General features: G+C 73.9%; 14 protein-coding genes. 7 read left to right on the forward strand and 7 right to left on the reverse strand.

The window, feature by feature from the left end; genetic code table 11:
- Positions 1–143: 143 nt before the first annotated feature.
- Together FB00_RS07700 and FB00_RS07705 are read right to left on the reverse strand one after the other, a co-directional pair.
- Positions 144–875, reverse strand: a complete 732-nt coding sequence (locus FB00_RS07700; protein ID WP_047232303.1) for an HlyD family efflux transporter periplasmic adaptor subunit — start codon at positions 873–875, stop codon at positions 144–146.
- Positions 872–2,701: a glycosyltransferase gene (locus FB00_RS07705; RefSeq protein ID WP_082141106.1), complete on the reverse strand. Its 1,830-nt coding sequence runs from the start codon at positions 2,699–2,701 to the stop codon at positions 872–874. Before FB00_RS07705 ends, FB00_RS07700 begins: the two co-directional genes overlap by 4 nt.
- A gap of 669 nt (positions 2,702–3,370) precedes the next feature.
- On the opposite strand from FB00_RS07705, the gene FB00_RS07710 reads away from it, so the two are divergent.
- Both FB00_RS07710 and FB00_RS07715 read left to right on the forward strand, forming a co-directional pair.
- Positions 3,371–4,024, forward strand: a complete 654-nt coding sequence (locus tag FB00_RS07710) for an RNA polymerase sigma factor (RefSeq protein WP_047232304.1) — start codon at positions 3,371–3,373, stop codon at positions 4,022–4,024.
- Positions 4,021–5,010, forward strand: a complete 990-nt coding sequence (locus FB00_RS07715) for a hypothetical protein (RefSeq protein ID WP_047232305.1) — start codon at positions 4,021–4,023, stop codon at positions 5,008–5,010. The genes FB00_RS07710 and FB00_RS07715 overlap by 4 nt, the downstream gene beginning before the upstream one ends.
- A gap of 131 nt (positions 5,011–5,141) precedes the next feature.
- Here FB00_RS07715 and FB00_RS07720 read toward each other — a convergent pair whose 3' ends face one another.
- Positions 5,142–6,065, reverse strand: a complete 924-nt coding sequence (locus FB00_RS07720) for an LLM class F420-dependent oxidoreductase (RefSeq protein WP_047232373.1) — start codon at positions 6,063–6,065, stop codon at positions 5,142–5,144.
- Between the two features lie 157 nt (positions 6,066–6,222).
- Complete coding sequence (locus tag FB00_RS07725; RefSeq protein WP_047232306.1) at positions 6,223–6,522, reverse strand: Dabb family protein; 300 nt, start codon at positions 6,520–6,522, stop codon at positions 6,223–6,225.
- 23 nt (positions 6,523–6,545) lie between these two features.
- On the opposite strand from FB00_RS07725, the gene FB00_RS07730 reads away from it, so the two are divergent.
- Positions 6,546–7,439 carry an LLM class flavin-dependent oxidoreductase gene (locus FB00_RS07730; protein ID WP_047232307.1) on the forward strand — a complete coding sequence of 298 codons (894 nt, stop codon included), beginning with the start codon at positions 6,546–6,548 and terminating at the stop codon, positions 7,437–7,439.
- A gap of 3 nt (positions 7,440–7,442) precedes the next feature.
- Here FB00_RS07730 and FB00_RS07735 read toward each other — a convergent pair whose 3' ends face one another.
- Positions 7,443–7,736 carry a hypothetical protein gene (locus FB00_RS07735; protein WP_156186333.1) on the reverse strand — a complete coding sequence of 98 codons (294 nt, stop codon included), beginning with the start codon at positions 7,734–7,736 and terminating at the stop codon, positions 7,443–7,445.
- Positions 7,737–7,889: 153 nt separating this feature from the next.
- Between FB00_RS07735 and FB00_RS07740 the strand changes: the two genes are divergently transcribed.
- Positions 7,890–8,090: a DUF2510 domain-containing protein gene (locus FB00_RS07740; protein ID WP_047232309.1), complete on the forward strand. Its 201-nt coding sequence runs from the start codon at positions 7,890–7,892 to the stop codon at positions 8,088–8,090.
- Between the two features lie 22 nt (positions 8,091–8,112).
- Here the strand turns inward: FB00_RS07740 and FB00_RS07745 are convergent, their stop codons facing one another.
- Both FB00_RS07745 and FB00_RS07750 read right to left on the reverse strand, forming a co-directional pair.
- A complete protein-coding gene (locus FB00_RS07745; RefSeq protein ID WP_047232310.1) occupies positions 8,113–8,712 on the reverse strand; it encodes a dihydrofolate reductase family protein in 600 nt (199 codons plus the stop codon).
- A 98-nt stretch (positions 8,713–8,810) separates the two neighbouring features.
- Entirely contained in the window at positions 8,811–10,712 is a 1,902-nt protein-coding gene (locus FB00_RS07750; protein WP_231581766.1) for an ABC transporter ATP-binding protein, read from the reverse strand.
- Positions 10,713–10,853: 141 nt separating this feature from the next.
- Between FB00_RS07750 and FB00_RS07755 the strand changes: the two genes are divergently transcribed.
- The 3 genes from FB00_RS07755 to FB00_RS07765 all read left to right on the forward strand — a co-directional run bounded on the left by FB00_RS07755 (position 10,854) and on the right by FB00_RS07765 (position 12,232).
- Positions 10,854–11,492, forward strand: coding sequence for a TetR/AcrR family transcriptional regulator (locus FB00_RS07755; protein WP_052877531.1), 639 nt, complete (start codon positions 10,854–10,856; stop codon positions 11,490–11,492).
- Entirely contained in the window at positions 11,489–11,776 is a 288-nt protein-coding gene (locus FB00_RS07760; RefSeq protein ID WP_231581767.1) for a hypothetical protein, read from the forward strand. Before FB00_RS07755 ends, FB00_RS07760 begins: the two co-directional genes overlap by 4 nt.
- 174 nt (positions 11,777–11,950) lie before the next feature.
- Positions 11,951–12,232, forward strand: coding sequence for a hypothetical protein (locus FB00_RS07765; protein WP_047232311.1), 282 nt, complete (start codon positions 11,951–11,953; stop codon positions 12,230–12,232).
- Positions 12,233–12,239: the final 7 nt, after the last annotated feature.

Raw genomic sequence — 12,239 nt, forward strand, 5'->3', positions numbered from 1 at the left:
CGGCTCGAACAGCCCGCACCCCGCGGCAAGAGCTACCGACGCGAGCACCGCCGCGACCACCCGGCCCCGAGATCGGCCCGAGCGTCCCAGATCGACCCTCGGGAGGTCGACCTCGCGACGCTCGGGTCGACCTCGGCGGGGCGTCACAGCCCCACCTTCCGCAGGAACTCGCCGAACGACTCGTCGACCCCGGCGAGCGGGCCGTCGTCGTGCAGCTCGATGCTCGCCGTGACCGGCGTGCCCGACGCGACGAGGCCGTGCTCGGCCCCGCGCACGAGCGCGTCGCTCGTCACCTCGATCGTGGCCTCCGCCTGGTTGGCGGCGTTCTGCACCGCGACCGACGCGACCTCGCCCGCGACCTCCGCCTGGTTCGGGAGGACCACCGTGACCTCCGCGCCCTGGCGGACGCGTGCGAAGTCGCTCGGGTCGAGCGTCAGGCGGGCGTCGACGAACAGCGACCCCTCCCGCTCGAGCGACGCGACGACCTCTCCCGCCTGGACGAACCCGCCCTCGCGGGCCGCGACGTGGGTGACGACGGCGTCGTAGGGCGCGACGAGCGTGATCGTCCCGTCGGGCGCCACCTGGTACGCGGACGTGTCCGCGCTGACGAGCCCGAGCGCGATGTCGTGCTGGAGCGTCAGGCTGCTCACGGTGAACAACGGGTCGCCCGCGGCGACCTCGTCCCCCTCGGCCACCTCGGCCGCGGTGACGGTGCCCGCGTAGTCGCTGCCGACGTCGAGCACCTCCGCCCGGATGGTGGCCGTCGTGCTCGTCGCCTGCCCGAGGCGCCGGTTCATCACGAGCGTGAGCGCGGCGCACACGAGCACCACCACGAGCAGCCCGCCCACGAGGCGGAACCGGTTCGACCAGGTCATGCGACGCCTCCGACAGGTCCGGACGTAACCCCACCACGGCGCGCCCGCCGCCTCCCGGCCCGCGTCCCGACGCCGACCGTCACCTCGACGCCGAGGCGCTCCGACAGCGCCTCGTCGACGACGGCCGCGGCCGCCCCTCCTCGCCGCCGGACCGAGCGCGCCGCGCGCCGGGCAGACTGCGACTCCCGGAGGGCCGTCACGACGAAGGCCCCGAGGATCAGCGTGTTGGTGACGTTCCACGCGAGCGCGAGGCTCGGCATCGGGTCGCCCCACTCCTTCCAGACCCCGACCACCGACGTCACGAGCAGGAACGCGAAGAACAGCACCTGCGGGATCATGTAGTTGAACGGCGAGGAGACCTTTCCCTTGCTCCCGGTCACGTGCCACGCCTGCTCCTTGCCCGTCAGCGCGTTCCACAGAGCCTTGGTGTAGATCGGGAACGACACGGACGCGAGCATGAGCACCTCCCACCGGAACGACCCGAGCGTGAAGAACGCGATGGCGATCTGGAGGACGTAGAACCCGGCGTAGTAGAGCAGCCACGTGCCCCACGAGATGGTGAGGTTCATGGGCGTGAGGTCGAGGTAGATCTGGAGCGGCGGCACGAGCAGCAGCACGAGCGGCGCGATGCCCGCGAGGTAGTGCGTCGCGGTGACGGTGTACTGGAGCCGCTGGTCGAGTGTGAGGGAGCGGCGCGGGCTGAGCGGGTTGTGCTGGAGCAGGATCTCGAACCCGCCGGTCGCCCAGCGCAGCTGCTGCTTGGTGTACGCCTCGACGGTCTCGGGGGTGTCGCCGACGGCGAGCGTCGTGGGGATGTAGATCGTGCGCCACCCGCGCTCGTGGAGCATGAGCGACGTCCACACGTCCTCGGACTTGGAGTCGGTGTGCATGCCGCCGATGTCGTCGATCGCGGCACGGCGGAAGATGACGTTGGTGCCGACGCAGAACGCGGCGTTGAAGCGGTTCCGGCCGGGCTGCACGAACCGGTAGAAGACGGCCTGCATGTACCCGGCGCCGCGCGAGATGAGGTTGTCGAGGTTCCCGTACGTCTGGGGCGTCTGGACGAACGCGACGTCGTCCTTGACGAAGAACGGCACGGTCTCCACGAGGAGCTCCGGCCTCGCGACGAAGTCGGCGTCGAGGATGACGAAGAAGTCGCCCTTGGCGATGGCGAGCGCGTGGTTGACGTTGCCGGCCTTCGCGCCGTTGCTCGACAGGCGCCGCACGTAGCGTGCGCCGAGCTGGGCGGCGAGGTCGCGCACGTCGTCGGACCGTCCGTCGTCGAGCACCCACGTGCGGTGCGTGCCGCGCAGCGCGACGGCGGCGCGGACCGTGCGCGCGATGGTGTCGAGGTCCTCGCCGTAGGTGGTGATGAGGACGTCGACGGCGACGGGGCGGTCGTGGAGATAGAGGTTCCAGCGCGTCGGGTCGTCCTCGGCGCCGTCCCGGATGATCTCGGGGACGTCGAACAGGCGGTCCTTGGCGTGGTGGAACGAGAACCCGCGCGGGTCGTGCCCGCTCGACAGCACGGTCCACATCGCCAGCAGCGCCTGGGCGACGAGCACCGTCTCGGCCGTGATGACCATGACGTACGGCAGCGCGTCGCCGCGGTTCGCGGGGTTGAGCAGGAACACCGCGTACGCGACGACGCCGAGCGTCGCGAGCAGCATGATCATGACGAGCGACGGCGAGCGCGCGGCGGAGTTCTCGTCGCGCGGCGGGCCGGTCGGACGGTCGGCGTCGGCCCGCGGGCCGAACGGGGCGGGCCGCACGTGCTGCGTGCGGCGCGGGGTGACGACCAGGCGGTCGAACTCGGAGACGGCCATCGCGGGTCCTCGGCTCTCGACAGGTCCCGTGCGGGGACCTCGCGGGTCGGGAATCGGACGTGAGGTCGGCGAGCGGATGCCCGCCGGCTTCCTGAGCCCGGGTGCGGCGACGTCGTCGGCGTCGTGAGTGCGTGCGCGGCGGTGCTGTCGAGCCCCCTGCCGGTGCCCTCGTGCGGAGAGACCCGGAGACGGGTCGAGGTGGCCCGCCGGGAGCGGGCCACCTCGTCGTCTGCGCCGAAGGTAGCGGTACGAGGCGGCCGTGTCACGGGTCGCGCGAGCGGTGACCGCCACGATGTCGGCGCACGACGGCGAATGTGAACGGAACGGTCGGGACCCGGCGCTGCACCGTCCTCGCGGCCCGGATCGTTGGCGCGGCGCCGCTCCCGTCCCCGCCCGACGCCGTCCCGCCCCACGCGGTGAGCGCTCACCCGAGCGGTGGCTCGCACGACCCGGAAACGCGCCGTTCACGGGCGGAAACGGAGAATTCACGGCGCCGACGCGCCGCACGTCCGACGGGTGGACGCCCCGGAGGGCGAGCCGGCCGTCCACAAGGATCGCGCCGTCGCGCACCGAGGGACGGTCACCGCCACCGCACCGGGAGGGTGTAACGCACCGGCGAGCACCGGACATGAGACGGTCGTCCACGTCACCCGGTCGAGAGGACCCCGGATGCCCGCCCCTGACCGCCCGCCCGAGCGGACCCCGTCGGCCCCACCGCCGGACGAGGACCGCGCGGCTCGGTTCACGGCCCTGTTCGAGGCCACGCACCGTCCCCTGCTCGCCTACGCGGTGCGACGCGTGGCCGACCCGTCCGACGCCGCTGACGTCGTCGCCGAGGCGTTCCTCGTCGCCTGGCGACGCCTCGACGACGTCCCCGTCGGGGACGACGCGCGACCGTGGATGTTCGGCGTCGCACGCCGTGTCCTGGCCAACCTCCACCGGGGCGCGCGGCGCCGTCTCGCCCTCGCCGACAGGCTCCGCGCCGAGGTCGCGGAAGCGGTCCCGCCTCCGACCGGCGAGGTGAGCGACGTCGAGCGTGCGCTCGCGCGGCTCGGCCCCGACGACCAGGAGCTGCTGCGCCTGGTCGCGTGGGAGGAGCTCGCGCGCGACGAGATCGCCCTGGTGCTCGGCATCTCGCGGGCCGCGGTCCGGGTGCGCCTGCACCGGGCGCGCCGGCGGCTGGCCGAGCAGCTCGACGGGCTCGTGGCGCCCGGCGCACCCGGCGCACCGGCGTCAGCACCGCAGAGGAAACGGGACGACCCGACCGGACACGTGGTCACCGGGTGGGGACGGCCCCGCCCCGGAACCGAGGAGGCACGATGACGGACCCGATGATGCAGCTGCGCAGCGTGGACCCGGCCCGCCGTGCGGGTCTCGGTGCCGTGGACGAGGCGGCGTTCGCCGCCCTGCGGGAGGAGATCCTCATGACCACCACGCTCGACCCCACGAACGCGGCCCCCGCCGCTCCGCCGTCGCGTCGGCGACGGCTCGGACGCCGTGGCGCGGTCGCGCTCGGCCTGGCGACGGTGCTCGCGGGCGGGGGCGTCGCGTACGCAGCGATCCAGGCGTTCCGCGGCTCGTCGGGTGAGGGCGTCACCTGCGTGACCGCCTGGAGCCCCGACGTCGCCGAAGGCCTGGACGTCGACGCGGCCGGACCGTGGCTCACCGGCGACCCGTACGCGGACTGCACCACGCTCCTCGCGGAGCAGGGCCTGCCGCCGATCGAGGACGCCGTGGCCTTCGCCTGGGACGGCCAGACGTACGTCGCCCCGGCCGACCAGGTGCCCGACGGCGTCGAGCGGCTCGAGGGCCGCTCGGCGGTGGACCCCGCCGTGGTCGAGCTGCAGCAGAGCGTGACCGACCGGGTCGACGGCGGGGCGAGCACGTGCCGCACCGTCGCCGAGGGTGTCGCCTGGGCCGAGGACGAGCTCGACCGGCTCGGCCTGGACGACTGGTCCGTCGGCGAGCACGACGCGCTGCCCGAGGGTGCCGACGGGACGCCGGTGTGCGCGTTCGCGACCGTCGACGTCGGCGGGCGCGCGGTCGTCGTCGGCGCCTCAGGCAGCTCCGACGGGATCCTCGAGGACCCGGTGGTCGCCGCGATCGTGTCCGCGCTGAAGAGCGGGATCACGGACGGGTGCGTCTCCCTCGGCGAGGCCCGGGCGATCGCCGACGAGGCCCTCACCTCGGTCGACGGCCCGTTCCCGACGACGAGCGTCCCGGACGAGAGCGCCGCGTGCGCCCGCGTGGACCTCTTCGTCGGCGGGAACGTCCAGGTGACCGTCTACGGACCGTCTTCCGTCGGCTAACGGTCGGTTGACGGTCGGCTGACGGTCGGCTGACGGTCGGCTGACGGTCGGCACCGTGCCCGCCAGACCGGCCCGCCCGCGTCGCGACGATCCGCTCGTCGCGACGCGGGTTCGGGCGTCGGACTGAGCCGTCAGGGCAGCTGCGGCACGACCTCGGACGCGATGAGGTCGAGGTGGTCGAGGTCGTGCAGGTCGAGCACCTGGAGGTAGAAGCGCGTCGCGCCCTGCTCGGCCGCGGCGGCGACCTTGTCCGCGACCTCGCTCACCGTGCCCGCCAGGCCGTTGCGGCGCACCTCGTCGGGCTCGCGACCGATCGCGTCGGCCCGACGGCGGAACTCCGCCTCGTCCTTGCCGACCGCGACGACGAACGCGGCCGAGTACACGAGCGAGTCGGGGTCGCGGTCGGCGTCGAGGCACGCGGCGCGCACGTTCTCGAACCGCTCCGGCAGCACGCCCGGGTCGGGGAACGCGGCGTTGAACTCGCTCGCGTACCGGGCCGCGAGCGCCGGCGTGCGCCGCGGCCCGTGGCCGCCGACGATCACGGGGACCCGCTCCTGCGCCGGCTTGGGCAGGGCCGGGGAGTCCGTGAGCGTGTAGTGCTCGCCGCTGAACGAGAACGTCTCGCCGACGGGCGTCTCCCACAGTCCCGTGATCACCGCGAGCTGCTCCTCGAGGATCCCGAACCGCTTCTCCGGGAACGGGATGCCGTACGCCTCGTGCTCGCGCGCGAACCAGCCGGCGCCGAGCCCGAGCTCCACACGACCGCCCGACATCTGGTCGACCTGCGCGACCTGGATCGCCAGCACGCCCGGGTGCCGGAACGTCGCCGACGACACGAGCGTGCCGAGCCGGATGCGGCTCGTCTCGCGGGCCAGGCCCGCGAGCGTCGTCCACGCGTCGGTCGGGCCGGGCAGGCCGTCGCCGTCGCCCATGACGAGGTAGTGGTCGGAGCGGAAGAAGGCGTCGAAACCGAGGTCCTCGGTCGCCTTCGCGACAGCGAGGAGGTCGTCGTAGGACGCGCCCTGCTGGGGCTCGGTGAAGATGCGCAGGTCGATCTGGGTCATGCCGTCACCCTGCCACACGGGCCCGCTTGCCTCCGCCCGCGGGAAACCCCGATCCGCGAGATAGAACGTCCGGTCGCGAGGTAGAAACCCGCGTGCCCTACCTCGAGACCGGACGTTCTACTTCGGCGGGGATGCCGAGGTGGTGCCGTCAGTCCGTCAAGGAGACGAGGTCGAGCTCCTGGAACTCCGCGACCTCGGGGACCCAGCGGTCGGCGACGAAGCCGCGGTGGTCCGGGTGGGCGTCGTACGCGGCGTACGCGGCGTCGTCGTCGAATACCATGGAGAACTGGAACGTCAGCGGGCTCTTGGCGCTCACCTGGCGCGAGACCGTGAAGTCCCGCACCCCCGGGATCGCGGTGAGCGTGCGACGCGCGGTGCCGAGGAACTCGGCCTCCTCGGCGCTGCCGGAGGGGTGGACGAGGCGGAAGGCGACGGTGTGCTGGATCACTCCCCCACCCTAGGCTGGCGACCATGCGCGTGAGCACCGTGATCCTGCCGATCTACCCGTGGCGCGAGGGCCGGGACGTGTGGCGGGCCGCCGACGACCTCGGGTTCCATGCCGCCTACACGTACGACCACCTGTCGTGGCGCACGTTCCGTGACGGGCCGTGGTTCGGCGCCGTCCCGACGCTCGCCGCCGCGGCGGGCGTGACGGAGCGCGTGCGGCTGGGCACGCTCGTGTCGTCGCCGAACTTCCGCGAGCCCGTGACGTTCGCGAAGGACGTCATGACGCTCGACGACCTGTCCGGCGGACGGGTCACCGTCGGCCTCGGGGCGGGGACGACGGGTTTCGACGCGACGGTCCTCGGCGGCGAGGCGTGGTCCGCGCGGGAGCGCGCCGACCGGCTGCGCGACTTCACGGTCCTGCTGGACCGGCTGCTCACCGAGCCCGCGGTGACGCACGACGAGGGCCACTACCGCGCGCACGAGGCGCGGACCATTCCGGGCCCGGTCCAGTCCCCGCGCGTGCCGTTCGCGATCGCCGCGACGGGTCCGCGTGGGCTGCGGCTCGCCGCGCGCTACGGCCAGGCGTGGGTGACGACGGGCGACGGGCGCCTCGGCGACGACGCGACCCCGGCGGAGTCGCGGGCGGCGGTCCGCGACCAGGTCGAGCGGCTCGAGGGGGCGTGCGCCGACGCCGGGCGGGACCCCGGATCGGTCGAGCGGATCCTGCTCACCGGCTTCACGCCCGACCCCGCGCTGGAGTCGGTCGACGCGTTCGTCGAGACGGCGCGCGGCTACGCGGAGGTCGGCGTCACGGAGATCGTCGTCCACTGGCCCATCCCGGGAACGCAGTTCGCCGCCGACCAGCGCGTCTTCGAGCAGATCGCCACGGAGGGTGCCACGCAGGTCGATGGGCTGTAGGGCCTAGAAGAGGACGTCGAACACGAAGCGGACAGGTGCGGTCGCCGTCTCCCAGAGGATGCGCCCGGCGGACCGGTGCTCGAGCCGGGCCTGCCGGGCTGCGAAGACCGCCGCCGCGAGCCCGCCCAGGACAGCAGCGCCCAGAGAGACTCCGACGAGCCACATCGGCAGGTCGACCAGGTAGCCGGCCACCGACAGCGCCGCCGCGACCGCGCCCAGCACGAGGCTGACGACGAGGCCCCAGGTCGCCACGGGGTCGTATCCACGGCTGTGCCGCGCCTCATGACCGTCCTCCACGCGCACAGTGTGCCGGCGGCTCGACGTATCGGTCGCGGGACCTCCGATCGTGCAGAGGGAACCTGCGAGCGCCCCGCTGCGTGTAAGAGGTGAGGGTCCCGTGACACATGTTCCGTACGAAGGGGCTCACGGGACGCGACGCGAGGAGGCGACGTGCGCAAGGCAGCGGCGGGATGGTACGCGGACGCGCCGGGATCGGGCAGCGAGCGCTTCTACGACGGCGCGGAGTGGACCGACCGCACCCGCGCGCGCCGCGCGTCGCAGGACACCGCGCCGTGGCGCCGGGTCCTCGTCGTCGGGGCCGTCGTCGTGCTCGTCGTCGCGGCGCCGCTCCTTCTCGCCGTGCTCGGCTGACGCCCCGCCCGCGACCGACCCGTCAGCCGAGCGGCCCCAGCACCCGGTACGTCACGTGCGTGACGAGCGACGCCGCGCGCACGGCGACCGTCTCGAACGCGAGGGGCGGGACGCCGTCGAGCACGCGGTCCCCGTGACCGAGGGCCTGCGGCACGACGTGCAGCCGGAGCTCGTCGAGCAGACCCGCCGCGAGCGCCTGGTTGATGGTCGCGGCGCCGCCCGCGATGGAGACGTCCCGGTCGCCTGCCGCCTCCCGCGCCTGCGCGACGGCGGACTCGATGCCGTCGGTGACGAAGAAGAACGTCGTCCCGCCCTCCATGACGAGCGGCTCGCGCGGGTGGTGCGTGAGGACGAACACGGGCCCGTGGTACGGCGGCTCGGGTCCCCACCAGCCGCGCCAGCCGAGGTCCCACTCCCCTCGCCCGGGCGTGAACATGTTCCTCCCCATGACGAACGCCCCCGCGGCGACGATCGCCTCCATCTCGGCGGCGTTCTCGTCGGCCGTCTCGGTCATCCACCGGTGCAGGTCCACGCCCTCGCCGAACGGGTGCTCCAGCGTCTGGTCGGGCCGGGACGAGAACCCGTCCACCGACACCGCCACGTCGCACGTCACGTTCCCCATGCCACCCTCACCCTCCGCGGCCGGCGCGAGCCGCGACCGCCGTCGTCACTCCTGTCGCCACCTCCGACCGGACGCGGGTCCCGAACTCATCGCGCCCACTACCTCGACGTGGCGGCCTCCTCGGTCGCGATGCGCAGGGCGGCGACGAGCTCGCGGTAGAGCTCGTCGGTCGCGAGGAGCTCGGCGTGCGTGCCGCGGGCGCGGACGCGGCCGTCCTCCATGACGAGGATGAGGTCGGCGTCGATCACGGTGGACAGCCGGTGCGCGATGGTCACGACCGCGCGGTCGCGCGCGAGGTCCTCGATGACGGCGTGCACGGCTGCCTCGGTGAGCCCGTCGACCTGGGCCGTCGCCTCGTCGAGGAGCAGGACGTCGGGCGCGTGCAGGACGGCACGCGCAAGAGCGACGCGCTGCCTCTCGCCGCCCGAGACGGTGGTACCGACGAGCGACGTGTCGAGCCCGTCGGCGAGCGAGCGCACCTTGGCCTCGAGCCGGACCTTCGCGAGCGCCGCCCACATGGCCTCGTCGGTCGCACCCGGGTCGGAGAGGTGCAGGTTCTCGCGGATCGTCCCCGGGACGACGGGCGTCTCCTGCTCGACGTAGGCGAACCGGCGCCGGACGTCGTCGAACGTGAGGTCGTCGTACGGCACGCCGTCGAGCAGGATCTGCCCCGACTCGGGCAGGAGGAACCGCAGGAGCAGCGAGAACGTCGTGGTCTTGCCCGCTCCGGACGGCCCGACGATCGCGACCTGCCCGCGGTGGGGCACGTCGAGGTCGAGGTCGCGGACCACGGGCTCGCCGCCCGGCAGGTAGCGCGCCGTGACGCCGCGCAGGGAGAGTCGCGGCGTCCCGGCCGCGGTCCCGTCGGTGCCCGACGCCGCACCCGCCTCCGCCGGCCGGCCCGTCTCCGACCGGGCCGGGTCGAGCGTCGCCGAGCCTGCCCGGACCGGCTGTGCCGCGTCGTCGTCCTCCTCCGGCTCGATCGCCTGGACCTCGCTGATCCGGCCCGCGGCGGCGATGCCGGCCTGGAGCTGGGTGACGTTCATGGTCAGCCCGGTGACGGGCTCGACGATCTGGAACGCGTAGAGGAGGAACGCGACGAGGCTCGACACGGCGAGCAGCCCTTCGTCGACGCGCCACGCGCCGAGCGCGAGGATGACGATGATCGCGAGCTGGATCCCGCCGCCCGCGATGGTCCACGCGACGGCCTCGGTGCGCACGGCCCGGACGCTGTGCCGCGCGGAGGCCTGCGCGTCGTCGAGCACGCGCTCGATCTGGCGGCCCTCGGCGCGGCTGGCCTTGATGGTGCGGATCGCGCGGAGGCCGCCCTCGAGCGTCCCGCCAAAGCTGCCGAGCGACTCCTGCGCCTTCTCCTGCGCCTTGGCGATCCGCGGCATGAGCCCGCCGACGAGCACCGCGATGACGACGATCGCGCCGAGCGTCGTGCCGAGCAGCACGATGTCGAGCACGCCCATGAGGATGATCGTCCCGACGAGCGACACCGCGAAGTTGACGAGGTTGACGATGCTCGACGACGCCGCCTCGCGCAGCAGCACGGTGTCGGAGGTGACGCGCGTGACGAGCTCGCCCGTCGGGCGGCCGGTGAGCGCGCCGATCCGGGCGCGGAAGTAGCGGCGGACCATCGACGACCGCGCGTCGAGCACGACGCGCTCGGCGAGCGTGCCGAGCAGGATCCACTGCCACAGCCCGAGCACGAGGCCCACGACGAGCAGCCCGACGAGCGTGAGGACGGCCGGGGTCAGCGACTCCCCCGTCCCGAGGGTGTCGAGGACCCACTTGGTGACCATCGGGGTCGCGAGCGCCGCGGCCGTGGTGCCCAGCCCCAGGACGAGCCCGAGCAGGAGCGTGCGGCGGTGCGGTCGGACGAACTCCCAGAGCACCTTGAGCCGCGGGAGGAACGGGCCCTTCGGAGCGTCTGCCGTGGCGGGCGGCGTGGTCGGCGGGTCGGACGCGTCGGTCGTGGACATGGCGTCAACCATGGTTGACATCCTCTCTCGTGTCAACTGTGGTTGACGCGCGGGTGGATTTCCGAGAACGGAGCAGGTTTGGCCACTCGTGGAACATGACTGTTCCACTAGTGGCAAGAGGTGTACCACGGCGAGGAGGGCTATCGTGGGCGCGTGACGGCACGAACCAGCGCGCGAGACGCCACCACGGCGCCGCCTCCCAGCGAGCCGGGCGACGGGTCGCCGCCGGAGAGCGGCGCCCGCGCCCGTACCCGGCGTGCGATCCTCGACGCCGCGGTCACCGTGCTCAGCACCGACAAGTCCGCGTCGCTCGGCGACGTCGCCCAGGCCGCGCAGGTCGGGCGCACGACGCTCCACCGCTACTTCCCCGAGCGCGCCGACCTCGTCGACGCGATCGGCGCCGAGGCGGTCGAGCGCACGCGTGCCGCGATCGCCGCGGCGCGCCTCGACGACGGCAGCCCCGCGGCGGCGCTGCGCCGCCTGGCGTTCGAGTACTTCGACCTCGGCCCCTGGTACATGGTGCTGTTCAACGAGCTGGCGGGCGGCGAGCCCGAGTTCTGGGCGGAGTCCGACGCCGCGGAGGAGCCGGTGCGCGAGCTCCTGCGCCGCGGCCAGGCGGACGGCGTGTTCGACGACCAGCTCAGCGTCTCGTGGCTCGTCCGCACCCTGTGGTGGATGCTCTTCAACGCGTGGGCGATGCATGACGAGGGCGAGGTGTCGCGCGCCGACGCGCTGCGCATGGCCGTGCGCAGCATCGAGGGCGTCGCGCTCGCCCGCGAGGGCCGCCCGTGAGCACCGCCCCGGGCCCGGCCCCGCGGCCCGGCATCGGCGAACGGCTGCGGCGCTGGTGGCAGCGGGCCGACGAGGTGCGCACGGGCGTGCGCTGGGCGAGCGTCGCGACCGTCTTCGGCGGGATCGCCGTCGCGCTCGTCTGCCTCGTCCTCGTGCTCCGTGGGCGCGTCTGGGCCTGGTTCCCGCTCCTCGTCGCCGCGGCCGTCGCGCTCCGCGAGGTCCGCTACCTCCAGCGCGCCGCACGCGGCGGCCGACCCCGCTACCAGGAGAACGCGCCCCGCTGACTCCCGGGGCGCCGTCGCCCGCACGGGCCACGGGGTGGCGCTGCTCGTCATCCGGAGGTCGCACCCCGGTGGACCGCAGGATCCACCGGACGGCCGACGCGCCCGAGGCGGCTCGGCGGGAAGACTGGCGGCACGGCGTCGGGCAGCGGCGCCGGAGACCTCCGGAGGCGCACCGTGACGACCCCCACCCCCGCCCGGGACGCGGCGTTCCCCGAGAAGCTCCCCGAGGCCCTCCCCGACCGGTCCTCCGAGCAGCCGTCGGCCCGCGCGGCCGCGCGCGGCCTGCGCTTCACCGCGCGCCGTGGCCGGGGTGCCCGACGACGCGCGGTCCGCCCCGCGCCGCGCCCCGCCGTCCCGCCCGTCGAGCGGGCGAACGGCTGGCTCGTCGCGGTGGCCGTCGTGGCCGGCGCGGTGCTGTTCTCGGTGCTCGCGATGAACGCGTTCCTCGGCGGCTGAGGATCCC

Origin of the sequence: Cellulosimicrobium funkei, assembly GCF_001019615.1 — a bacterium.
Taxonomy (GTDB): domain Bacteria; phylum Actinomycetota; class Actinomycetes; order Actinomycetales; family Cellulomonadaceae; genus Cellulosimicrobium; species Cellulosimicrobium cellulans_E.